Source organism: Streptomyces durocortorensis (genome assembly GCF_031760065.1).
Lineage (GTDB): Bacteria > Actinomycetota > Actinomycetes > Streptomycetales > Streptomycetaceae > Streptomyces.
On record NZ_CP134500.1, the window covers coordinates 2255419 to 2279826 of the forward strand.

At 74.4% G+C, this 24408-nt stretch carries 17 protein-coding genes; 12 read left to right on the plus strand and 5 right to left on the minus strand.

Features of this window, described 5'->3' with window-relative positions; translation table 11 throughout:
• Positions 1-104 precede the first annotated feature (104 nt).
• The 4 genes from RI138_RS09935 to RI138_RS09950 are packed head-to-tail and all read left to right on the plus strand — an operon-like array spanning position 105 to position 5753.
• Entirely contained in the window at positions 105-3335 is a 3231-nt protein-coding gene (locus RI138_RS09935) for an adenylate/guanylate cyclase domain-containing protein (protein ID WP_311119610.1), read from the plus strand.
• Positions 3336-3370: 35 nt separating this feature from the next.
• Complete coding sequence (locus RI138_RS09940) at positions 3371-4264, plus strand: S8 family peptidase (protein WP_096625706.1); 894 nt, start codon at positions 3371-3373, stop codon at positions 4262-4264.
• Positions 4248-4919, plus strand: a complete 672-nt coding sequence (locus RI138_RS09945) for a GAF domain-containing protein (protein WP_311119611.1) — start codon at positions 4248-4250, stop codon at positions 4917-4919. The genes RI138_RS09940 and RI138_RS09945 overlap by 17 nt, the downstream gene beginning before the upstream one ends.
• 45 nt (positions 4920-4964) lie before the next feature.
• Positions 4965-5753: a sugar phosphate isomerase/epimerase family protein gene (locus RI138_RS09950; protein WP_311119612.1), complete on the plus strand. Its 789-nt coding sequence runs from the start codon at positions 4965-4967 to the stop codon at positions 5751-5753.
• Positions 5754-5810: 57 nt separating this feature from the next.
• Here the strand turns inward: RI138_RS09950 and RI138_RS09955 are convergent, their stop codons facing one another.
• Positions 5811-6989, minus strand: coding sequence for a 4-hydroxy-3-methylbut-2-enyl diphosphate reductase (locus RI138_RS09955; RefSeq protein ID WP_311119613.1), 1179 nt, complete (start codon positions 6987-6989; stop codon positions 5811-5813).
• 176 nt (positions 6990-7165) lie between these two features.
• Complete coding sequence (locus RI138_RS09960) at positions 7166-8557, minus strand: hypothetical protein (protein WP_311119614.1); 1392 nt, start codon at positions 8555-8557, stop codon at positions 7166-7168.
• 340 nt (positions 8558-8897) lie between these two features.
• On the opposite strand from RI138_RS09960, the gene RI138_RS09965 reads away from it, so the two are divergent.
• From RI138_RS09965 to RI138_RS10000, 8 genes are all read left to right on the plus strand, one after another.
• Positions 8898-9860 carry an ACP S-malonyltransferase gene (locus tag RI138_RS09965; protein WP_311119615.1) on the plus strand — a complete coding sequence of 321 codons (963 nt, stop codon included), beginning with the start codon at positions 8898-8900 and terminating at the stop codon, positions 9858-9860.
• Between the two features lie 207 nt (positions 9861-10067).
• Positions 10068-11900 (plus strand): acyl-CoA dehydrogenase family protein, encoded by a 1833-nt coding sequence (locus RI138_RS09970; protein ID WP_311119616.1) that lies wholly within the window; start codon positions 10068-10070, stop codon positions 11898-11900.
• A complete protein-coding gene (locus RI138_RS09975) occupies positions 11897-12970 on the plus strand; it encodes a 3-oxoacyl-ACP synthase III family protein (protein ID WP_311119617.1) in 1074 nt (357 codons plus the stop codon). Before RI138_RS09970 ends, RI138_RS09975 begins: the two co-directional genes overlap by 4 nt.
• A complete protein-coding gene (locus RI138_RS09980) occupies positions 12967-13809 on the plus strand; it encodes an SDR family NAD(P)-dependent oxidoreductase (protein WP_311119618.1) in 843 nt (280 codons plus the stop codon). The genes RI138_RS09975 and RI138_RS09980 overlap by 4 nt, the downstream gene beginning before the upstream one ends.
• Before the next feature lie 16 nt (positions 13810-13825).
• A complete protein-coding gene (locus tag RI138_RS09985) occupies positions 13826-14902 on the plus strand; it encodes a beta-ketoacyl-ACP synthase III (RefSeq protein ID WP_311119619.1) in 1077 nt (358 codons plus the stop codon).
• A gap of 10 nt (positions 14903-14912) precedes the next feature.
• The gene (locus RI138_RS09990; RefSeq protein ID WP_096625686.1) at positions 14913-15173 is read left to right on the plus strand and encodes an acyl carrier protein; all 261 of its coding nucleotides are present in this window, start codon (positions 14913-14915) and stop codon (positions 15171-15173) included.
• Positions 15170-16393 carry a beta-ketoacyl-[acyl-carrier-protein] synthase family protein gene (locus RI138_RS09995; protein WP_311119620.1) on the plus strand — a complete coding sequence of 408 codons (1224 nt, stop codon included), beginning with the start codon at positions 15170-15172 and terminating at the stop codon, positions 16391-16393. The genes RI138_RS09990 and RI138_RS09995 overlap by 4 nt, the downstream gene beginning before the upstream one ends.
• Before the next feature lie 145 nt (positions 16394-16538).
• Positions 16539-18410 carry a glycoside hydrolase family 3 protein gene (locus RI138_RS10000; RefSeq protein WP_311119621.1) on the plus strand — a complete coding sequence of 624 codons (1872 nt, stop codon included), beginning with the start codon at positions 16539-16541 and terminating at the stop codon, positions 18408-18410.
• Between the two features lie 112 nt (positions 18411-18522).
• Here the strand turns inward: RI138_RS10000 and RI138_RS10005 are convergent, their stop codons facing one another.
• From RI138_RS10005 to RI138_RS10015, 3 genes are all read right to left on the minus strand, one after another.
• Positions 18523-20007, minus strand: a complete 1485-nt coding sequence (locus RI138_RS10005; protein WP_311119622.1) for a S28 family serine protease — start codon at positions 20005-20007, stop codon at positions 18523-18525.
• 97 nt (positions 20008-20104) lie between these two features.
• On the minus strand, positions 20105-20470 hold the full coding sequence (locus RI138_RS10010) for a hypothetical protein (RefSeq protein WP_311119623.1): 366 nt from the start codon (positions 20468-20470) through the stop codon (positions 20105-20107).
• A 146-nt stretch (positions 20471-20616) separates the two neighbouring features.
• Positions 20617-24390 carry an ABC transporter ATP-binding protein gene (locus tag RI138_RS10015; protein WP_311119624.1) on the minus strand — a complete coding sequence of 1258 codons (3774 nt, stop codon included), beginning with the start codon at positions 24388-24390 and terminating at the stop codon, positions 20617-20619.
• Positions 24391-24408: the final 18 nt, after the last annotated feature.

The window sequence follows — 24408 nt, forward strand, 5'->3', positions numbered from 1 at the left end:
GAACATCCGGTGCGCGCCGGGCCCGTGCCTGTCAGGACGCAAGCCCCAGGTGACCCGCCGGACACCCCCTTGACCGCACGGCTCCCGGGAGAGAAGGACCCGCCATGAACTGCCCATCGTGCCAGCAGGACCTGCCGTCGACGGCCCGGTTCTGCTCGTCCTGCGGGACCCGGTGCGCGAGCACCGCGGCCGACCCGGCCCCCGCCCCGCCCCCGGGTGACGAACGCAAGCCGGTGACTGTGCTCTTCTGCGACCTCGTCGGGTCCACGGCGCTGTCCGGGGTGCTCGATCCGGAAACGCTGCGGACGGTGACGCTGCGGTACTTCGAGGCGATGAGCGCGGAGATCACCGCCCGGGGCGGTACCCCGGAGAAGTTCATCGGTGACGCGGTGATGGCGGTGTTCGGGGTGCCGGTGGTCCGCGAGGACGACGCCCGCCGGGCGCTGGCGGCGGCGCTCGGGATGCGCCGGGCGCTGGCCCGGCTGAACGAGGAGCTGGCCGCCACCCTCGGCATCGAGCTGGCCACCCGGGTCGGCGTCAACACCGGTCAGGTGGTGGCCGGTTCGGATGCGACGGCCCGGCAGGCGCTGGTGTCCGGGGAGACCGTGAACATCGCCGCCCGGCTGGAGCAGAACGCGGGCCGCGGCGAGATCCTCATCGGTCCGGGGACTCTGCTGGCCGCCGGTCCGACGGTCCGCGCCGAGCCCACCGGACCGCTGCGGCTGAAGGGCAAGCGGGAGAGCGTGGAGGCCTACCGGCTGCTGGCGCTGGGCGGCGACGACCCCGAGCTGCTGCGCCGCTTCGACGTGCCCTTCGTCGGCCGCCGCGCCGAACAACAGGCTCTGGACACGGCCCTGGAGCGGGCGGTGCGTGGCGGCGGCGGGCTGCTGCGGGTCACCGGGGAGGCGGGGATCGGCAAGACCCGGCTGGTACGGGAGTGGCTGACGCGGCGGTACGCGTCCGGCGGGCTCTCGTACGGGGCGGGGCGGTGCCGCAGTTACGGGGACCACAGCACCCTCGCCCCGCTGGCCGACGCGGTCCGCTCCCTGCTGGCGTCCGGGCCGCCGGGCCCGTCCGGGGGCGGTACGCCGGGCGGGGAAGCCGGTGGTCCGGCCGTCGACGACGCGATGGCCCTGCTGTCCGGCGGCCTGCTGCGCGACGGTACGCCGAACGCCTCCTTCGAGGACATGTGCGCGGCCCTGACTGCGGTCCTGGACCAGGCCGCCCGGCGCCGCCCGGTCGTCCTGGTCCTGGACGACTGGCACGCGGCGGCCCCGCTGCTGGTCCGCACGGTGCGCCGCCTCACCGACGGGACGGGGTGCGCGGGCGTGCTGGTGCTCTGCGCGGGACGGCCGGAAGGACCGGAAGGGGGCGACGGGCCGGGCGGGGGCGGCGGACATCCCTGCGGGGCAGGGCAGTTCCAGCTCGCCGGCCTCCCCCGGGAGGAGGCGGTCCTGCTCGCCGCCGGGCTGGCCGGGCAGGGCGGCCGCCCCGGCCCGGTGGACGACCGGCTCCTGGCGCGGGCCGGGGGAAATCCGCTCTACCTGGAGCAGTTGCTGATCGGCGACCGGGCTGTCCCGGAAGGCGCCTGCCGCCCCGGCGAGGAGCTGCCGCCCACCCTCCAGGCCCTGCTGGGCGCCCGGATCGGGGCCCTGGCCCGGCCGGAGCGCTCGGTGGTGGACCTGGCCGCCGTGATCGGCCGGGAGTTCACCGCCCCGGAGCTGGTCCGGCTGGAGCTGGCCGTACGGGCCGGGGAGGGCCATGGGCCCGGCCCGCTCGACGGGGCGGCCGGTCCCGGACCCGGGCACCGGCTGCGGGTCGAGGAGGCGTTGGCGGGGCTGGCCCGCCGCCGACTGGTGGAGTCGGGGCCGCCGGGCGGCGGCCGGGAGGCGGAGGCGTACCGCTTCAGCAGCGGTCTGGTGCACGAGGTGGCATACGCCTCGCTGTCCAAGCGGGCCAAGGCGGAGCGGCACGCCTGGGCGGCGGAGCTGCCCAGTGTGCTGCGGAGCGGGGACGGCGCGGTCGGCGGGCATCTGGAGCGCGCCTACCGCTACCGCGCCGAGCTGGGCCTGCTGGACGACACGGCCCGGCGGCTGCGCGAACGGGCGGCCGCCGCGCTGGGCCGGGCCGGTGCGCAGGCCGCCGCCCGGTCCGATCTGCACTGGGCGCACGGCCTGCTGGAGCGGGCGGTGGACCTCGGCCCCGGGGACGCCGCGGCGACGCGGCGGCTCGGCGAGGTGCGGGTGGCGCTGGGACGGGCCCGGGAAGGGGCCGAACTACTCTTGCGGGTAAGGGACATGGGAGCCGATCCGGTGGAGGCGGCGCACGCCCGGCTGGCGCTGGCGGTGCTGGATCCGGGTGGCCGCGGCCCTGGCCCGGCGGCCACGGCCCGCGCCGTGCTGCCGGTGTTCGAGGCGGCCGGGGACGCGACCGGCCTGGCGCGCGCCCATCTGCGGCTCGCCCAGCAGTTCCAGCGGTCCGGACGGCATGAGGAGGCGGAGCGGGACCAGGCCAGGGCGCTGGAGCAGGCTGTGGTGGCCGGTGCGGAGCCGGAGCGGGCCGGGGCGCTGGGCGCGATCGGCGTCTCGCTGTGGCGCGGCCCCGTTCCGGCGCCCGCCGCCGTGGTCCGCTGCCGGACGCTGCTGGCGGCGCACGGAGCGGGTCGCCCCACGGTCCGGGTCACCCTCAACTGTCCGCTGGCGGTGCTGTACGCGCTCCGGGACCGGCCCGAGGAGGCGTCCGGCGCGCTGGCCGAGGCCGAACGGCTGGCCGGGAGGCTGGGGTTCGCCGAGGCGGAGGTCTTCCTGCCGGTGTTCCGGGCCACGGTGGCCGCGCTGCTCGGCCGGAGCGAGGAGGCCCTCGCGCTGCTGGACCGGGCGGACGAGGCGGCCCGGCGCACCGGGGCGGCCGGGATGCGGACGGCGGTGGCGCTGGACGCGGCCCGCCTGGAGCTGGATCGGGGCCGGGCCGACCGGGCGGCCCGGTGGGTGGCGGACGTAGCCGACCCGGCGGAGCTGAGCCGGGCGGACGCGGTGGACCTGGCGGGTCTGCGGGCCCGGCTGACGGCGGCGGAGCGGCCGGGCGAGGCGCTGGGGCAGGCGGATCGGGCGGTGCGGGCCTCGCTGCTCACCGACTCCCCGTTGGTTCGGGCGACGGCCGAGCTGGACCGGGCGCACACCCTCGCCGCGCTGGGCCGGGAGACGGAGGCCCGGGCGTGCGCCCGGTCGGCCGAGGCCCACTTCACGGGCAAGGGGCATCTGCCCGGGGCTCGACGGGCCGCGGACTTCCTCGCCCGGCCGCCCTCGGCCGTGGCCACGACGAGAGAGCGGAGCTGACCGATGACGACCGCGGAAGCGATGGGGGCCCGACCATGATCGGCGAGACTCCCGCCACGACGCGTACCGCCCCGGGGCAGGGGCTGACGTGGAGTCTGCGCGGGCGTGGCCCCGGCGACGTACCGGTGCTGGCGGACCGGGTGCCGCCGGGCGGCCGGCCCGCCGGGACGGCCACCGGGCGCGGGGTCCGGGTGTGCGTGGTGGACTCCGGCGTGGAGCGGGATCATCCGCTGGTCGGCCCGCTGGCCGGTTCCTGGGTGGTGGTCAAGGACGGGGAGAGCGGGGAGATCACGGTGGAGCCGACGACCACCGGCGACACCTGCGGGCACGGCACCGCGTGTGCGGGCATCGTCCGCCGGACCGCCCCGGACTGCGAGATCCACAGCGTACGGGTGCTCGGGGAGCGGTTCTCCGGCACCGGCGACATCCTGATGGCCGGACTGCGCTGGGCGGTCGAGCAGCGCTTCGACGTGGTGAACCTGAGCCTGTCGACCACCCGCACCCGGTTCGCGCAGGAGCTGCACAAGCTGGCCGACAGCGCCTACTTCGCCCGTACGGCGATCGTCGCCTCGGCGCACAACACTCCGGTGGAGAGTTTCCCCTGGCGGTTCGCTTCGGTGATCTCGGTGGGCAGCCACCAGGAGGACGATCCCGCGCTCCACCTCTACAACCCGGACCCCCCGGTGGAGTTCTTCGGTCCCGGCCAGAACGTGACCGTGCCGTGGCTGGGCGGCCGGACGATCCGCACCACGGGGAACAGCTTCGCCACCCCGTACGTCGCCGGGCTCTGCGCCCGGGTGCTGTCCGCGCATCCCCGGATGACGGCCTTCCAGCTCAAGAACGCCCTCTATCTGTCCGCGGCCAACGTGCGTCACGCGCCGCGTCCTTCCACAGCGGCAGGAGATATCCGTGATGACCCCGAGAACTGATTCCGCACCTCTCCTCTCCTCCCCCACGTCCTCCGCTCCCCCCACGCCCACCCCTGCCTCCGCCCCCGCCTCCGACGCGCCGCGCAGCGAACTGCTCCAGTCGGTGGTCGACGTGGCCCGTGCCATCTTCGGGGCCGAGGCCAGTTCGGTCTTCCTGCTCGACGAGGAGGCGGACGAGCTGGTCTTCCAGGCGGTGTCCGGGCAGGGCGAGGAGTTCCTGGTGGGCCGCAGGTTCCCGGCCGGGCGGGGGATCGCCGGGTGGGTGGCGACCTCCGGGGAGCCGATGGTGGTGGACGACCTGACCTCCGACGCCTCCTTCGACCGTTCGCTGGCGGAGTCGACCTCCTATGTGCCCAACGCCCTGATGGCGGCCCCGCTGATCAGCGACTCCCGAATCCTCGGTGTCCTGGAGGTGCTGGACCCCTCCCCGCAGGCCCGGTCGAACCTGCGGGAGCTGGACCTGCTGGCCATGTTCGCCCGGCAGGCCGCCGCCGCCCTGCGGGTGATCACCCCGGAGCGGGTACGGGAGCCGGAGCGGGTACGGGAGGCAGAGCATGTCCCGGCCCTGCCCGGGCAGGTGCTGGAGGGGGCGGAGCGCGAGGACGCGCTGAAGCTGCTGGGTAATCTGGAGCGGCTGCTGCGCGGCGCCGCCTGAGCACACCGCTCGCGGCGCCTCGGCCGCCAGGGAGGGACACGCACGATGAAGCTCGCCTTCTCGACCCTCGGAGTGCCGGGGACACCCCTCGCCGAGGTCGTCCGGCTGGCCGCCGGGCACGGCTACCAGGGCGTGGAGCTGCGCGTCCACCCCGAGGAGCCGGTGCACCTGGGGCTCTCACCGCTCGAACGCGCCGATGTCGGCGAGGTGTTCAAGGCCGCCGGGGTGGAGATCCTGGCCCTCGCCGGGTACGTGAGGGTGGCCGCCGAGGGGGATGACGGACCGGTCCTGGCGGAACTGGCCGAGCTGGTGCGGCTCGCCCGGGACCTGGGGGCGCCGTACGTCCGGGTCTTCCCCGGCGGCGGCGATCAGGACCGGGAGGCGGCCGACGCGACCGCCGCCCGGAGGCTCGGGGCCGCCGCGCCGTACGCCGCCGAACTGGGGGTGAGCGTCCTGCTGGAGACCCATGACTCGCACCGCGCGGCGGTGGCCGCCGCGCGGGTCGTGGCCGCGGTCGGGCATCCCCGGATCGGTGCGGTCTGGGACGTGCTCCACACGTGGCTCGCCGGTGAGGAGCCCGCCGCCAGCCATGCCGTGCTCGCCCCGCACCTGGGGTACGTCCAGGTGAAGGACGTCGCATCGGCGCGGGACCTCACCCCGTTGGTGCCGGGGGCCGGGGCGCTTCCGCTGGCGGCCTGCCTGGACGGGCTGGCTCCGGACGCGTGGGTGTGCTGGGAGTACGAGAAGCGCTGGCACCCGGAAGCGGCGGGGCTGCCGGGTCTGCTGGACGCGGGCCGCGACCACCTGTTGCGGCTCGGTGCGCCGAAGCGTTGACCGGGGCTGCACCCGGCGCCCGGCACCGATCTCTCCACCGGGAACACGGGGCCGCCTTCAGACGGTGGCCCGTGACGCGGTGCGGGCACGGGAGGGCGGGGGCAGCGCCACGGTCTCCGTACGCACCACGCGCCAGATGTGGCTGGCCGGGCCGAGGCCTCCCAGGATCTGCGCCACGCTCCGGCTGCCCGGAGCCCCCTCCTGCCGGGCTCCGGCGCCGGAGCCCGTACCGACGTCCGCGCCCGGCCCCAGGTCCGGGTCCGGGACGGTTCCCGGGGCCGTCTCCGGGGCCGCCGTGTCCAGGACCGTGACCGTAGCCCCGTCGATGTCCTGCGGGCCGAGGCGGTCCAGGCTGGTCAGCTCGCGCACCCGGACCCCCGTGCGGGCCGCCCGCGCCAGGGCTGTGCCGGCCAGCGGGCCACCGCTCCGGCCGGTGACGAGGAGCGCGTCGGACTGGGCGAGGACGGAGCCGACCGCCGTGTCCAGGTCGTCCATCGTGTAGCACCACTCCCCCGGGTGCTGTCCGCGCAGCCGCGGAAAGCGCCGACGCAGCACTCCGAGGATCCCCACCGCCTCGGAGACCACCGCCCCGGGAGCGACGACGAACGCGAGCCGGTCCGGGTCCCTCACCCAAAGCGCCTCGGCCTGCCGTAAGGTCGCCGCCCGCATCACCTGGCCGGCGGGCATGCGGCGCGGCCACGTACCGGAGCCGGTGACCGGCTCGCCCACGACGACGACCTCGTCCCCCCGGTCCGCCGAGCGGTGGAGCGAGCGCTCCGCGTACCCGGCCGACGGGCAGTCCCGGCCGACGGGGCACCCGCACGCCAGCCGCCCGCCGTCACCGGCCGCCGCCTCACTGACGTGCAGAACCCTCCGGGTCCGCAGCACCGCGCCCCAGGACTCGATCTGGTGGCGCGCGAAGGCCAGGGCCGCGGCCTCGTCGCTGCGGGCCGCGACGGCGAGGCCGCGGTGTCCGCCCTCCGGGCTCGCGTAGGAGACCGCGAAGACCGTCGTCGGCGGCGCCGGCTCCTGCCTCCCGCCGGGTCCCGACGCGGGCCAGGGCAGCGTCGCCACCGCGAACCCGGCCCGGAGGGCATGGGCCGAGAGCAACGGGTGGGCGGGGCAGTCCATCCAGCCTCGCCGGGGATGCCGCCATGTCGTCGCGACGGAGAGCGCCCCCGGGGCGATCCGGAGAGACGTGGAGGAGAAGACGTCGGAGCGTTTGCTTCGGTTCATACGATCCTGCCGATGGGCCGCGAGGTCTGCGGGAGAAGGGGAGAGAGTGGTGAGAGGGGTGAAGGTTGTGTGAGGTGGTAGGAGAACCGCGGGAGGCGGGGGACACAGCTTGACGAAGATCGTCAAGGCCATCCAACCGAGCGGCCCCGCCCCGGCCTTCCTGCGACGCCCGCCACTCACTCCCCTGGCGCAGCGCTCCGCCCGCGCCGCAGCTCGTGCGCGCGTGCGTGGAGCGCGGCCACCGCCGGGCTCGTGGTGTACGGACGGCTCTTGGCGATCATCAGGCGCACCCGGTCGTCGGCCCGCGCGCTGTGGATGCGAGGGTAGACGTCGAGGAACCTGTGCCAGGCATGGCACGCCTGTTCCAGGTGACCGATGGCCAGTCGGTTCTCCGCGAGCTCCGCGAGCCCCAGGGCGCGGGAGCGGCGCTCGTCGGCGGGGCGGTGGCGCAGGGAGATGTCGAGCGCCGCGGCCGCGGTGCGGCGGTCGCCCCTGCTCACCGCCACGGAGGCGCGCTGGAGCGCGAGCGAACCGGGGTGGAACGCGCCGACGGGTGAGTCACCGTTCGACGACCTCTCCAGGCAGCGGTCGGCCGCCGCGAGGTGACGGGCGTGCCGGACGTCCCCCCGGGCGGCCAGGGCGACGGCCAGCTGGCCGTGGAAGAAGGCCTGTTGGTGGGGCGGGGCGTACCGGAGGCTTTCCTGTACGGCCTGTTCGGCGAGGTGGTGGGCCTCGCCGAAGTGCCCCAACGCGTGTGCCTGCACGCTCAGTCCGCGCAGCGCGAGGCCGTGCCCGATCCGGTCGCCCGCCTCCCGGGCGAGCTCGGCTCCGGTGAGGTAGAGGCGTTGGGCGGCGGCGTGGTGGTTCATGTCGAAGTGGGTGAACGCGCACAGGTAGGTGAGCCGGGAAGCCACGGTGAGCAGTTCGCGCCGGACTCCCGGGGTCATCTCGCGCTTCAGCCAGGGCAGCACGGTGACCGACAGGTACTGGCGCAGCGGCTCGTGGACCCGGCCCGCGCCGAAGACGGCGTCCCCCTGGGAGAAGAGGGCGAGCATCTCCCGGGCGGACATGACATGGACCGTGCCCACCTGCCTGGGAATGCCTGCCTGCCTGACCGGGGCGGCCTGCCCGGCCGGGGCGGGCCCGGCGGGAGGGGTGACCGGCGGTCCGGCCGATGTCACCAGGGCGGCGAGCGAGTAGGCGCCGACGAGAGTGACGCCGCGCCGATCGACGGCGTTCAGCACGTGCTCCAGGCGTGCCACGGCGCCCTCCTCACCGGCTGGCGCCACGGGGGCGCGGCCGGGGCTCCGGGGGGCGCTCAGCCCGGTGTCCTGCTCCCGCACCGTCCGGCCCAGTCGTCGGGAGAGGGCTTCGGCGACCAGGGAGGGCACGGGGCGGCGCGGGCGGCTGCCCGCGAGCCAGTGCGCCACCGCGGTGCGGTCGTAGTGCAGTGCGTTCCCCTGCGCGGCGCCGAGCGCGTTGACCTCGCGCGCCAGCCGCGCACCGCTCCACCCGGCCTCGCCCAGGAGGATGCGCAGCGCCTGGTTCGGTGTACGGCGTGCTCGCACGCTCTCCACCCTCCCCCCATCGGCCGCCGAGGAGGCGCGGCCGTTCAACATCGTTCTGTTTTCAACATGTTGGCCGCCCGCCCCAGGCGGCACGGGCAGCCGCCTGACGCAGACTCAGCGTGGAGGCCCTTCCCGGCCGCGCACAGTGCCCATCCGGGGCGCATGCCCTGCCGACCGTGCGCTCCTTCGCCCGGCGAGCTCGCCGAACGGAGTTCCGCCGCCCCTGTCACCGTCCCCTTCGTCGCCGTGCGCCCTCCGCGCCGGTCCGCGATCCGTCCTCTCCTTTCCACTCCCCTTCCGTCCCCGAGCCTCATCGGCCGTCTCCGATCGGAGGAACGTCATGAACACCGGCCCGTCCGTCCGGCCCGTCCATCTGTTTCCGGGCCAGGGCGACTTCTCCGTCAGCGCGCTGGTGAACGCCGCCCGCGCCGGTGACGAGCTGCGCACCGCCGTCCGCGAGGTCTTCGAACAGGTCGACCCGGTCGCGGAGGAGTGCGGGCTGCCGCCCCTCGGCCCCCGGCTGCTGGGGCCTGAGCCACCGAGCGGGCGCGACCTGGCGCTCGCCGCGCCGGGGGTCTCCCAACTGGCCCAGTTCGGTGCCTCGGTGGCCGTGCACCGGGCGCTGTGCCGGGCGTACGGGGAGCCGGTCGCGGCGGTCGGGGTGAGCTTCGGCGAGATCGCCGCGCTGACCGCAGCCGGGGTGTTCTCGGTCGGCGACGGCGCGCGCGCCGCCCACGACCTCGCGCTCGTCCTGACGTCGTGCCCCGGCGGGCTGACGGTCCTGGCCTGCTCGGAACGGTGCGCACAGGTCCTGCTGGACCGGGCGGGGGCCGGGGACGCGGTGGTGGCCGTGGTCAACGACGAGGCGTCGGTGGTGGTCTCGGGACCGGTGGCGGCGCTGGCCCGGGTCGAGAAGGCGGCCGCGGACCGGCAGGTGGCCGCGGTGCGTCTGCGGCTGCCGTTCTCCTCGCACCATCCGTCGCTCGGTGCGGCTGCCGGGTCCTTCACCGCCGCGCTCCGGGCCTACCCCCGGTCCGAGGCCCGCTTCCCGGTCCACTCGGCGGTGGCGGGCCGCCGCTACCGCCCCGGGGACGATCTGGCGGCGTGCCTGGCCGACTGCCTGATCCGACCGGCCGCCGTACCCGCCGTACTGCGCCAGCTGTCCGCGTACCGGCCGGGCGTCCTCTACGAGGCGGGCACGGGGGGCGCACTCGCGTCCAGCGCCCGCAAGGTCCTGGACGCGCTGCCGTCCCCGGCTCCGCCGGTGCACGCCCCGCTCACGGAACTCGGCTTCCCCTGGTGACCGGCCCCGCCACGGCCGTCCCCGGGCAGCCGCGCCCCGCCCGCCTGCCCGCACCGCAGGACCGGCACGACCGGCACCGCCCGCCCTCGAACCGGCCCATCCACCCAGGAAACGAGCCCACCCGCGAACCCGCCCATCCACCCAGGAAACGAGCCCACCCGCGAACCGGCCCATCCGCCCAGGAAACCCCCGCCCACCGGAGAACCCATGCCGCTGCTCACCTCCCTGCCCGAAAGCGCCCGTGACGAAGTGCGCCGACTGATCGAGGGCTTCTGCGATCCGCCGTCCCTCGCCGCCCTGTCCGCTCTGCGCAAAGCGCTCGCCGACGACCCCGGTCCGGTCCACGGGCCCGGCGGGGGTGAGGTGCTGCTGCGACGGCTGCGGGCGATGAGCGAGGCGCTGCCGCCCGGCGCGGGCATCCTCGACGACCCCGCCCGGCTCGCCGCCGTCCACGCCTGCGCCGCCGTCGCCGACCCGCCCCTCTGCCTGGCGGGCCTGGTCCACCATCTGCTCTGCCTGGGCTCGCTGACCGAGCTCTCCGACGACCCCGAGGGTCTGGAGCCCCGGCTGTCGGCGCTGCGGGAAGGGCGCGCCAAGGGCGTCTACCTGATCACCGAGGTGGGCCAGGCCAACAGCCACCTCGCCACCGGCACCCGCGCCGACTTCGAACCGGCCGACGGCTCGTTCGTCCTGCACACGCCCGAGCCGGGCGCCGCCAAGTTCGGGAGCGCAGGTACGGGGGGCGTCGAGCAGACGGGCGTGGTCCTGGCCCGGCTCTTCGTCGAGGGCGTCGACCGCGGGGTCTTCGCGTTCATGGTCGCCCTCACCGACGAGCGGGGTCCGCTCCCCGGGGTCGAGTTGTCCGCGCCGATCGCCCTGGACGCCCTGCCGCTCGACTACGTACAGGTACGGTTCCACCGCCTGCGGGTGGCGCCTGCCCACTGGCTCTCCGACGGGGCCCGGATCAGCCATGACGGCAGGACGACGTTCCACGATCCCGCCGGGTCCCCGGAGCAGCGCCTCCAACGGACCCTGCGGGTGGGGCAGGGGCTGTGGGCAGCCATGCCCGCCGTCGCCGCCGCCACCTCCCGCCGCTCCGCCGTCCGGGCCGTCGAATACGCCCGGCAGCGCCGTACTCAGAGCCGGCTCGCCCCCGGGGTGCCCCTGCTCGCGTACCGGAGCCAGCAGACCGTGGTCCTCGGCGCGCTGGCCGACGCGTTCGCCCTGACGTGCGCCGCCGACGGGGCCCTGTCCGTACGGACCGGAGCCGGCAGCGCCGCGTCATCCCCGCCGGGCGGCGAGGAGGCCATGGGGTTCACGCCGTGGGCGGCCGTCAGCCGACCGCTGGCCGCCTACAAGGCCGTCACCGTCCGGACCGCCGCCCGCCTCACCGCCGAGTGCCAGCACCGGTGCGGCTTCTCGGGCCAGCTGACCGTCAACCGCCTCGCCGCCTACCAGAGCTTCCACCACGCCTTCGACACAGCGGGCGGCGACAGCCAGCTGATCTTCTACGACATAGGCCGCGCCCTCGTGGAGGAGGACCGGGGGAAGGAGCCGGAGCCGCAGGAGACCCCGGACCCCACCTCCCCGCACTGGTGGCCCACCCTCCTCCGACTCCATCAGGCCGCTCTCACAAGGGAGTTGATACGGCGCGGCGCGGCCGATGCCTCCCTGGACCCCTTCGAGCGGTGGAACCCGTTGCTGGAGCAGGCCGGCGTCCTGGGCGAGGTCCGGGCCGTGCTGCTCATGGCCGATGACGTCACCCGCGTACTGGAACGGCTCCGCGACCCCGACCTCGTCCGGGCCCTGACTCCCCTGGCTGCCCTGCACGGCATCCTCTCCGCCCGCCGCTGGGCCGGTCCGCTGCTCGCCCTCGGGACCCTGGAACCGGCGGAGTTCGAGGCGCTGCCCGGCGTCGTCCACCGGCTGTGCGATGCCGTGCTGGAGCAACTGCCACTGTTGGTCGAGATATTCGAGGAGCAGGGCGAGCGGGACGCTCTGGACGCCGCGCTCGTCTGGACGCGCGGGGCCACCTCATGACCGCCGCCCGACGCGTCGGAGTCCTCGGACTGGGCACCCACCTCCCGCCCGGCGTCCGCACCAACGAGGACGTGGCCCGCGATGCCGGAGTGACCGCCCAGTGGATCGGCGAGCGCACCGGCGTCCTCACCCGTCATGTCGCGGGCCCCGACGAGGCGGCGTCCGACCTTGCCGCCCACGCGGTCCGGTCGGCGGTCCGGGCCGCGGGTATCGACGCCGCCGACATCGGCCTGCTGGTCTGCGCGACCTCGACCCCCGACGAGCTGGGGCCCGCCACCGCGTGCCGTGTCCAGGCCGCCGTGGGCGCGCACCGGGCCGTCGCCCTCGACGTCGGCGCGGCCTGCTCCGGCTGGCTGTTCGCGGCCAAGGTCGCCCACGACTGGCTGCGCGGTGCCGAACAGGACGGCTACGCGGTGGTGGTCGGGGTGGAGGCGTACTCCAAGTTCCTGGACCGCACCGACCGGGGCACCTCGGTGCTCTTCGCCGACGGGGCGGCCGCCGCCGTACTGGGGGCGGTGGACGAACCGTACGGATTCGCGGACTTCCGGCTCGGCTCCGACGGGACGCAGGCCGGGCTCGTCCTGATCCCGGGCGGTGGCAGCCGACTGCCCGCCGCCCCGGCCACGCTCGCCGCCGGGAGCCACCACATCCGCATGGACGGGCGGAGCGTCAGCCGCTTCATCGTCGACGTGCTGCCCCGGCTGATCACCGAGGCACTCCACCGGGCCGGTCTCGGTGTGAAGGACATCGCGTGCTTCGTCTGCCACCAGCCCAACCCCGTACTGCTGCGGCGGCTCGGCGGCGAGCTCGGCATCCCCCCGGACCGGCTGGTCGTCGTCGGTGACGAGGTCGGCAACATCGGGGCCGCCAGCGCCGCGTACGCGCTCGCCGCCGCTGCCGCCCGGCATGGGCTGCGGCCCGGGGACCGGGTGCTGCTCACCGTGTTCGGCGCCGGGATGACCTGGGGCAGCGCACTCCTCACCTGGAGCGGGGCCCGCGCGCTGATGCCCCTGCCCACACCCACCTCCGACCCCTCCGTATCGAACGTGTCAGAAAGGAACCTGCCATGAACGCTGTGGACCTCTTCCGCCTTGACGGCGCCCGCGCCCTGGTGACCGGCGGCTCGCGGGGCATCGGCCGGGCCGTAGCGGAAGGCCTCGCCGACGCGGGGTGCGACCTGGTGGTGACCGCCCGGACGCTGTCCGCCCTCGACTCCACCGTACGGGCGGTGGAGGACCGGGGCCGCAAGGCCGTCGCCCTCGACGGGGACCTCGCCGGACCGGGCGTGGCGGCAGCCCTGGTCGACCGGGCCGCCTCGGCGCTCGGCGGGCTCGACGTCGTCGTGCACAACGCGGGCACCCTGCCCACGGCCGAGGACGGCAGCCCGCTGCTTCTGCCGCTCCAGCACGCCGAGCAAGGGGACTGGGAGACGGTGATCACCGTCAACCTCAACGCCACGGCCGCCGTCTGCCGGGCGTCCCACCCCTATCTGCTGGAGTCGGCGCGGGCGAGCCTGGTCCTGATGTCCTCCGTCGCCGGGGTCGTCGGCACCCCGATGATGGAGGCGTACGCGGCCACCAAGGCCGCCCAGTTGTCGCTGGCGCGCAGCCTGGCCGTCGGCTGGGCCCGGCAGGGGATCCGCGTCAACGCGCTCTGCCCGGGGTGGACGCGTACGGACATGACCGCGTTCGCCAGCGAGGCCGACGTCCTGTCGGACTGGCTCACCAGCCATGTGCCGATGGGCCGTTGGGCCACGACGGACGAGGTGGTCGGCGCTGCCCTCTTCCTCGCCTCCCCCGCCGCGTCGTTCGTGACCGGCCACGCGCTGGTCGTCGACGGGGGGCTGGCCGTGCCGGACGGTGGTCTGGCCGGCCACCCGAAGCCGTCCTCGCCCTTCGCGGCGGCCTGAGGTCCGAGGCCTGAGCATGCAGACCACGCGCACCACCACCGCCGTCGTCTCCGGTGTCGGCTCCTGCCTCCCGCCGCCCGTGGTCGACAACGAGGCCGTCATCGCGCGCGGCGCGCTGCTGACCGACGCCGACTGGATCCGGGGCCGCACCGGGATCGAGCGCCGCCGCCATGCCCCGCCCGGTACGAGCACCGGCGACCTGGCGGTCGGCGCGGGCCGGGCGGCGCTCGCCTCGGCCGGGGGCGCCCGCCCGGACCTCGTCCTGCTGGCCACCTCCACCCCCGACCACCCCTGCCCGGCGACCGCCCCGGAGGTCGCCCACCGGCTCGGGCTCGGAACGGTGGCCGCGTTCGACGTGTCGGCGGTCTGCTCGGGGTTCCTGTACGCGCTGGCCGTGGCGACCGGCCTGGTGCGCGGCGGGATGTGCGCCACGCCCCTGGTCATCGCGGCGGAGACCTACACCGCCATCGTCGACCCGTCCGACCGGACGACCGCCCCGATCTTCGGCGACGGGGCCGGTGCCGTGCTCCTGCGGTCCGGCGTACCGGACGAGCCCGGGGCCGTCGTCGCCACCGACCTCGGCGCGGACGGCAGTGGGCGGGCCGCGATCACGATCCCGGGCGGCGGCGCCCGTCACCCCCGCCATCTGCCGCCGCCCGCCCCGGACGCGCACTTCTTCCACATGGAGGGCCGTGCCGTCTACGCGCACGCCGTGCGCCGTATGACACGGTCCTCCGAGGCCGTGCTGCGGCGGGCGGGCTGGACGGCCGACTCCGTACGGGCGTTCATCGGCCACCAGGCCAACCAGCGCATCCTGGACTCCGTCGGCGACCGGCTGGGGATCGCGCCCGCGCACCGGTTCGGCAACATCCGCGAGCTCGGCAACACCGCCGCCGCTTCCATCCCCCTCGTCCTCGCCGACCCCGCCGTTCAGCGGGCGCCCGGTGAACGCTGCCTGCTCACCGCGTTCGGCGGCGGCTTCACCTGGGCGTCCGCCGCGCTGACCTGGCCCGGTGTCAGTCCGCTGGCCGAGGAGCCGGACGCGGCCACGCCTCTCCGTACAGCCCCTTCCGTACCGCCACGACCCCTGTGAGGAGCCCCCGATGGAGCACGTCTACACCCGCCTCGTGACCCTGCTCGGCGACAAGTTCGAGGTCGCCGCCGATCTCATACGCCCCGACGCCACCCTCGGCGACCTGGAACTGGACTCCCTGGCCGTGGTGGAGCTCTACGTCACCCTCCAGGAGGAGTGGGGCGTCCCGCTCGACGACTCCGAGGCCGCCGCCGAACTGACCGTCGACGAGGTGGCCCGCTCGGTGGCGGAACTGCTCGACGCGGACCGGGCGTCCGGGGCCACACCGTGAGCGAGGACATCGCCGTCACCGGGATCGGCCTGGTGACACCCGGCGGCATCGGCACCGAAGCGACCTGGAGAGCGGTGTGCGCCGGGCGGGCGACGGCGCGCACCGACCCCCTCCTGGCGGACGCGGGCGCGCCGGTGCGGCTCTCGTGCCGGGTACCGCCGCAGGAGCGGGTACGGGGGCGGCTCTGGCGCTTCGACCCCGCCACCCGGTTCCTGCTCACCGCCGCCCGCGAGGCCCTCGCCTCGGCGCGGCTCGATCCGGCCGAGTGGACGCCGGGGCGGGTCGCGGTGGTCGTGGGCACGGCGGCGGGCGGCATCGGCACCCTGGAGACCCAGCACCGCAAACTGCTCACCTCCGGGCCCGGCGCGCTCTCCCCCATGACGCTGCCCGCGTTCCTGCCCAACATGGCCGCCGGGCAACTCGCCCTCGAACTCGGCTCCACCGGGCCCTCGTTGCAGACCTCGACGGCCTGTGCCTCGGGCGCGACAGCGATCATCACGGCCTGTCTGCTGCTACGGGCGGGGGCGTGCGACATCGCCGTCGCGGGCGGCACGGACGCCATGGTCACACCCCTGTGCGCCTCGGCGTTCGCCAAGACGGGCGCACTGTCCCGGCGCGAGCGCGACCCCGGTGGCGCCTCGCGCCCGTTCGACCTGGACCGCGACGGTTTCGTGCTGGGCGAGGGCTGCGGGGTGCTCATCCTGGAGCGCGCGGACCACGCCGCCGCCCGGTCGGTCCGGCCGACGGCGCTCCTCGCCGGGTACGGGGCCACCGGCGACGCCCACCACCCCACCGCCCCGCACCCCGAGGGCGCGGGGCTGCGGGCGGCGACCGGGGAGGCGCTGGCCCGGGCGGGGCGCACCCCGGGCGAGGTCGACCACATCAACGCCCACGGCACGAGCACCGCGCTCAACGACGCGGTGGAGGCCACGGCGATCCGGAAGCTGTACGGCTGCGGGGACGGCCCTTCGGTCACCTCGGCCAAGGGCGTCCTGGGGCACACCATGGGGGCGGCGGGCGCGATCGAGGCGGCGCTGACCGTGCTGAGCATCGCCCGCGCGACCGTTCCCCCCACGGCCAACTTCACGACCCCTGACGACGCCACGGCGGGCATCGACATCGTCCGCACCGCCGCCCGGCCCCAGCGTGTCCGTCTCGCCCTCAGCCACTCCCTGGGCTTCGGCGGACACAACACGGTCCTCGCTCTCACGGGTGTCTGACGGGGTGCGCGGTGGGCACGGCGGCGGGCCGCCACTCGTTCGCGCGCGTGTCGCCCCGCCTGCGGCCGGGACCCTTGACCGGAAGTTACTTTCCCTATAAGCGTACCTTCTTGGAAGTTTCTTTCACCCCCGGGAAGGAGCTCACGTGCCCCACCGCACCTCCAGACGCACCCTCCTCACCGCCACCGCGGCCGCCACCGCGGCGGCGGCCACCGGCGCCCTCGCCGCATCCGGCACCGCATCCGCGCACCCCGCGAACACCCACACCGACCGCCGGCTGCGGCGGATCATCGCCGGGATGAGCCTGGAGGAGAAGGTCGGCCAGCTCTTCGTGATGCGGGTGTACGGACACTCCGCCACCGACCCGGACCAGGCCGACATCGACGCGAACCTCAAAGAGATCGGGGTCCGCAACGCCGCCGAGCTGATCTCCACGTACCACGTCGGCGGCATCATCTACTTCACCTGGGCGCGCAACACCCGCGACCCGCACCAGATCGCCGACCTCTCCAACGGCCTCCAGCGCGCCGCCCTCGCCGAGCGGCACCGCGTCCCGCTGATCGTCTCCACCGACCAGGAGCACGGCATCGTCTGCCGGGTCGGCGAACCCGCCACGCTACTGCCGGGCGCGATGGCCCTGGGCGCGGGCGGCTCGCCCTCCGACACCCGCCGGGCCGCCTGGATCGCGGGCACCGAACTGGCCGCTCTCGGCATCAACCAGAACTACGCCCCGGACGCCGACGTGAACGTCGACCCGGCCAACCCGGTCATCGGCGTACGGTCCTTCGGCTCCGAACCCGAAACGGTCGCCGACCTGGTCGCGGCCCAGGTGAGGGGCTATCAGGGTGCCGGGATCGCGTCGACCGTCAAGCACTTCCCCGGGCACGGCGACACCAGCACCGACAGCCACACCGGACTGCCGGTCATCGAGCACACCCGCGCGCAGTGGGAGGAGCTGGACGCCCCGCCGTTCCGCGCCGCGATCCGCGCCCGTATCGACGCGGTCATGACCGCGCACATCGTGGTGCCCGCGCTCGACCCGGCCGAGGACCCGGCCACGCTCTCCCGGCCGATCCTCACCGGCATCCTCCGCGAGGAACTGGGCTTCGACGGGGTCGTCGTCACGGACTCCCTCGGTATGGAGGCGGTGCGCATGAAGTACGGCGACGACCGCGTCCCGGTGCTCGCCCTGCTGGCGGGCGTGGACCAGCTGCTGAACCCGCCGAATCTCTCCGTCGCCTGGAACGCGGTGCTGGAGGCGGTCAGAAGTGGCGAGATCAGTGAGGCGCGGGTCGAGGAATCGATCCTGCGCATCCTGCGGCTCAAAAGCCGACTGGGCCTGTTCCGCGATCCGTTCGTCAGCCGCCGGGGCGTGGACCGTACCGTCGGCATCCGCGCCCACCTGGCTTCCGCCGACCGGATCGCCGAGCGCACGACGACCCTGCTGGAGGACCCCGGCTCCCTGCTTCCGCTCTCCCGCCGCTCCCACCGCGACCTCCTGGTGGTGGGGGCCGATCCCGCCTCCCCCTCCGGGACGACGGGCCCGCCGACCAGCACCCTGGCCCATGCGTTCGGCGAACTGGGATTCACCGCACGGGCGCTGTCCACCGGAACGGCCCCGGACCAGGCGAAGACCGCCGAAGCCGTGGCCGCCGCGCAGGGCAAGGACGCGGTGATCGTGGCGACGTACAACATCACGGCGGGCAACTCGCAGCGCACCCTCGTCACCGCCCTCGTGGCGACCGGTGTCCCGGTGATCACCATCGCGGTCCGCAACCCGTACGACATCGCCCATCTCACCGGGACCGGGATCGCGGCCGCCCTCGCCGCGTACTCCTGGACGGACGTCGAACTGCGCGCCGCCGCCCGGGTGATCGCGGGCCACGCCGACCCGCGGGGCGGGCTGCCGGTTCCGGTACAGCGCGCGGACGACCCGACGCGGGTGCTGTACCCGGCGGGCCACGGGCTGTCGTACCAGCCCTACGCCCTCCGGACGGCGGCGGTCCCGCGCCGCTGACACCACGCACCCCGCGCACCGGCGTCGTCGCGCCGCTGCTGCCTGTGGGGTGCGCCCGCCGGTCACCGGGAGAGGGAAGGTGACCGGCGGGCGCGCCCGCGGAACCGGGTTCCTACCGGCGCAGCACGGCCTCGTCGCGCTCGATCTCGCCGTTGCGCCGGTCCAGCTTCTTGTTGAACTTCGCCAGCGGCTTGGCCTTCGCCGGGTCCGCCTCGACGGCCGCCGGGGCGACGCCCGCCCAGCGCAGGATCGCGGCGGTGGCCTTCGCCCTCTGAGCCTCGGGGAGACCCGAGACCCGGGCACCGTGGTTGCCGCCGGGGACGGTGAAGACGTAGCTGTCCTTCGACCCGCGCCCGAGCCGGAAGGGCTCGGCGCTCCACGGGTCGTTCTCGCCGTTGACGTACATCATCTGCCGGGCGTTGCGCTTGACCCAGCGGTCGATGTCCCGCATCGCGCCCCGGTCGAACTTCATCGGGATGGAGCGGGGCACGAAGTTACGCGGGGGCTGGTAGCCGTAGCGGCTCAGCTTGCGGAGCCAGGGCTGCTTGATGTCCGGCGAACCGAGTTCGGTGCCCGCCTGGTAGTAGTACGGGGTGTACGGCTCCAGGCCCTGGTCCGCGTAGAAGGAGAAGCCGGAGATGGCGTCGACGGAGTTCCAGATGTCGTCGTCGGTGGCCTTCTTGGCGTCGGCCGGAATGTCCGCGCAGTCGGCCAGCAGGCTGTACTGCCAGAACGCCCACCCGTAGTCCAGGACCGTGGCCTCGTAGGCGCGGTCGAGGGAGCCGGTGGTGTTGAAGGTCCAGCCGTTGGCGGCGGCCTGCTCCTTGTACTTCTTCTGGAGCGGGGCCCGGCGGATCAGCGCCTCGCGCTGCACGCCTGCCAGCTTGTCGCGGCACTCCTTGGTACCGACCGTGCGGAAGAACCGGTCGTACGCCGAGTCCGCGTTGTTCACGACGTCGTTGGGCGCGACGTAGGCGACGACGCCGTCCATGTCCTTCGGGTAGAAGCGCTCGTAGTACGTGGCGGTCATGCCGCCCTTGGACCCGCCGGTGGCCAGCCACTTCTTGCCGTAGATCTTCTTCAGCGCCGTGAACACCCGGTGCTGGTCGCCGGCGCCCTGCCGGATGTCCAGCTTGGACCAGTCGGCGGGGGCCGGGCGGGACGGGGTGAAGAAGCGGTACTCCAGGGAGACCTGGTTACCGTCGATGATCTGCGTCGGCTCGCTGCGGCTCGGGTTGGTCGAGACGTTGTAGCCGCTGGTGAAGAACACCGTCGGGCGGTTCACGTCCTTGTGCAGCAGGGTGAGGCGCTGCTGGAACGTACCCCTGGACGGATGCCGGTGGTCGACCGGCTGGGTGTAGTTGAGGACGAAGTAGCGGTACCCCTCGTACGGCTTCTCCTCGATCAGACTCATCCCCGGGATGGCCAGGATGCGGTCCTTGATGTCCTCGCTGGTCGCTTCGCCGCTTCCGGCAGCGCCGCTGCTCTGCTTCGCGGTCGGTTCAGCGGCGGTGGCCGCACCGGCCGAGGCCCCCGTCGCACCGGCCGTGCCTATGAGCACCGCGAGCGAGAGAACCCCTGTGAGCGCCTTGCGCATGCACCCTCCCCTTGATTCACAACAGTCGCCGTGAACTTATCGGGGCAACACACGCCACGCCAGACCCAGTTGTCCGTGACAGCTCGTCAGTCCACCGTCAGCACAGAATCCAGCCGGTGGACACCGACTTACCGGCGATCGAGCCGGTGGCCCGGACACACCGGTTCAGCGCGTTGACCGTGACCGGGCCCGCCATCTTCGTGAACGAGCCCTTGTCCGAGACGACGCGGCCGCCGCGCGGCTGGAGGGCGACGCTCATGACCCGCCGTTTTCCGGGCTTCTTGGCGACGGTGACGGCACAGGCGTGGGCGCGGCTCTTGTAGACGCGCAGCTCGCCCGTGGAGAACCCGACCGTCTTCGCCGGGCGGCCGGAGCAGACGGAGGCGGCCTGCGCGGTGCCGGGTGCGCCGACCAGCAGCGCCGACCCGGCCAGCAGCGGCAGAACGAGGAGCTGGACCAGCACCGGCCGCCGCACCGCTCCCCCGGGTCTCGCCGATCCCGTCGACCTCGTCACTCTTTCGAACACGCTTGCCCCCACCTGACATCCGTACGCACCGCTGCGCTCCTGGCTACGACGCAGCAGGCCTCCGGGTGGTTGCGTCGCGCCGCTCACACCCCCGCGGGCTCGTCCTCCCCTATGCCCTCGCCTATGAAGGCGCGCCACAAGCGGGCGTACTGCCCGTCCCGGGCCAGCAGCTCGGCGTGTGTGCCGTCCTCGACGACGCGCCCGTGGTCCATCACCACGACCCGGTCGGCGCGGGCCGCGGTGGTCAGCCGGTGGGCGACCACCAGCGTGGTGCGGCGGCCGGTGAGCCGGTCGGTGGCCTGGTTGACCAGGGCCTCGCTGGCGAGGTCCAGGGCGGCGGTGGCCTCGTCCAGGAGCAGGACGTCCGGGTCGACGAGCTCGGCGCGGGCCAGCGCGATGAGCTGGCGCTGTCCGGCGGAGAGGTTGCGGCCGCGCTCGGCGACCGCGTGGAGGTAGCCGTCCTCCAGCGTGGCGATCATCTCGTGCGCGCCGACCGCACGGGCCGCGGCCTCCACCCGGGCGTCGGTGGCGTCGGGCAGCCCGTAGGCGATGGCGTCGCGGACCGTACCGGCGAAGAGGTACGCCTCCTGGGGGACGACCCCGAGCCGGTGCCGGTAGGCGGTCATGTCGAGCTTGCGCAGATCGGTGCCGTCGGCGGTGACCCGGCCGCCCGTGGGGTCGTAGAACCGGGCGACCAGCTTCACCAGGGTCGACTTCCCGGCCCCCGTCTCGCCGACGAAGGCGACGGTCTGTCCGGCCGGGATGCGCAGGTCGATGCCGGTGAGGGCCTCTTCCTCCTTCCCGTACGCGAAGGAGACGTTCTCGAACGCGATCTCACCGCGCAGGGAGGGCACGTCGAGCGGTTCGTCCGGGGCGGCGGTCGAGGTGCGCTCGCGCAGCAGTTCCTGGATGCGGCCGAGGGAGACGGCGGCCTGCTGGTAGCCGTCGAAGACCTGGGAGAGCTGCTGGACGGGGGCGAAGAAGAGGTCGATGTAGAGGAGGTAGGCGACCAGCGCGCCGGTGGTGAGCGTGCCGTTGTCGACCCGGCCCGCGCCGACGATCAGCACGGCGGCCGCGGCGACGGAGGCCAGCAGCTGGACGAACGGGAAGTAGACGGAGATCAGCCACTGGCCGCGTACCCGGGCCTGGCGGTAGTGGTCGCTGCGCTCGGCGTAGCGGGCTGCCCCGTCGTGCTCGCGGCCGAAGGCCTGGACGATACGGAGACCGGCGACGGACTCCTGGAGGTCGGCGTTGACGCCACTGATGCGCTCGCGGGCCAGTTCGTACGCCTTGACGCTGCTGCGCCGGAAGAAGACCGTGCCGACGATCAGCACGGGCAGGGTCGCGAAGACGATCAGGGCGAGCTGGATGTCCAGGACGAGCAGGGCGAGCATGATGCCGAAGAAGGTGACCACGGAGACGAACGCGGTGACCAGCCCGGTCTGGAGGAACGTGGAGAGCGCGTCCACGTCCGTCGTCATCCGGGTCATGATCCGGCCGGTCAGCTCGCGCTCGTAGTAGTCGAGGCCGAGCCGCTGGAGCTGGGCGAAGATCTTCAGGCGGAGCGAGTAGAGGACCCGCTCGCCGGTCCGGCCCGTCATCCGGGTCTCGCCGATCTGGGCGGCCCACTGGACGAGCACGACGGCCAGGGCGATCGCGGAGGCCGCCCACACCGCGCCGATCGAGACCTGGGTGACGCCCTCGTCGATGCCGTGCCGGATCAGGACCGGCAGGAGCAGGCCCATGCCCGCGTCGACGGCGACGAGCCCGAGGCTGAGGAGCAGGGCCCCGCCGAAGCCGCGCAGCAGCCGGCGCAGCCCGTAGGACTCCTCGGGCAGCACGGCGCGCGCCTCGTCGACGTCGGGGGTGTCCGTGGCGGGCGGCAGGGCCTCGACCTGGGCGAGCAGTTCGGGCGTGGCGGGCGTGCCGGCGACGGTGGTGTCCCGCTCCTCCTCCCTGCGGACCCACAGCTCGGGCGTGATGCCCCGCTCCGCGTCGAACTCGGCGTCCAGCTCCTCCTGGAGGGCGCGGTCGCCCCCGGGGTCCGCCTCGGGGTGCGGTGGCCGGTGGCCGGGCGAGGTGCCGCCGAGCTCGTCGGGGTCGGTGAGGAGGCGGCGGTAGAGGGCCGAGGTGCGCTCCAGCTCCTCGTGGGTGCCGAGGGCGGCGAGCTTCCCGCCGTCGAGGACGGCGATGCGGTCGGCGAGTTGGAGGGTGGAGCGGCGGTGGGCGATGAGGAGGGTGGTCCGCCCCTCCATCACCTGTTTCAACGCCTCGTGGATCTCGTGCTCGACGCGGGCGTCGACGGCGGAGGTCGCGTCGTCGAGGAGGAGCAGCCGGGGGTCGGTGAGGATGGCGCGGGCGAGGGCGACGCGCTGGCGCTGGCCGCCGGAGAGGGTGAGTCCGTGCTCGCCGACGGTGGTGTCGTAGCCGTTCGGCAGCTCGGCGATGAACCGGTCGGCCTGGGCGGCGCGGGCGGCCTGTTCGATCTGCTCCTGGGTGGCGTCGGGGAAGCCGTAGGCGATGTTGGCGCGGACGGTGTCGGAGAACAGGAAGCTGTCCTCGGGGACGAGCCCGATCGCGGAGCGCAGGGAGGCCTGGGTGAGCTCGCGGACGTCGTGGCCGCCGATCAGGACGGCCCCGTGTGACACGTCGTAGAAGCGGGGCAGCAGGAGGGAGAGGGTGGACTTGCCGCTGCCGGAGGCGCCGACGATCGCGACGGTCTCGCCTGGCTCGACGGTGAGCGAGAACCCGTCGAGGACCGTCCGCTCGGGGGCTCCGCTTCCGGCGTCGCCGTCAGCGGCGGAGCGCAGCGGAGCGTATCCGAAGCGGACGTCGTCGAACTCGATCCCGGCCGGGGCGTCGGCGGGCAGCTCCTTCGTGCCGTCCTTCAGGGAGGGCTCGGCGTCGATGAGCTCCAGGACGCGTTCCACACCGGCGCGGGCCTGCTGGCCGACGGTGAGGACCATGGCGAGCATCCGGACCGGGCCGACGAGCTGGGCGAGGTAGGTGGAGAAGGCGACGAACGTGCCGAGGGTGATCTCACCCCGGGTGGCCAGCCAGCCGCCGATGGCCAGCATGGCGACCTGCCCGAGCGCGGGCACCGCCTGGAGGGCCGGGGTGTAGCGGGAGTTCAGCCGGATGGTGCGCAGCCGCCCGGCGAACAGCCTGCGCCCGACCTCGCGGAGCTTGCCGGTCTCCTGGTCCTCCTGGCCGAACCCCTTGACGACCCGGACCCCGGAGACGGCCCCGTCGACGACTCCGGCGACGGCGGCGGCCTGGCTCTGGGCGTACCAGGTGGCCGGGAAGAGGCGGGTACGGGAGCGGCGGGCGATGTACCAGAGCGCGGGGGCGACGGCGAGGGCGACGAGCGTCAGCGGCAGCGAGAGCCACGCCATGATCACCAGGGAGATGAGGAAGAGCAGGATGTTCCCGATGGTCATCGGGAGCATGAACAGCAGCCCCTGGATCAGCTGGAGGTCGCTGGTGGCCCGGCCGACGACCTGCCCGGTGGACAGCTCGTCCTGACGCTTCCCGTCGAGCCGGACGATGGACGCGTACATGTCCGTACGCAGGTCGTGCTGGACGTCCAGGGCGAGCCGGCCGCCGTAGTAGCGGCGGATGTAGGTGGCGATGTAGACGAGGACGGCGGCGGCGACGAGCAGCCCGGTCCAGACCGCGAGGGAGCGGGTGTGCTCGGTGACGACGTCGTCGATGATCACCTTGGTGATGAGCGGGACGAGGGCCATGACGGCCATCCCGGCGAGCGACGAGCCGAGGGCGAGCACGACATTGCGCCGGTACCGCCACGCGTACCCGGTCAGCCGCCGGCCCCACCCCTGTTGCTCTGCGCCCGTCACGCGTTGCCTCCCGTCCGG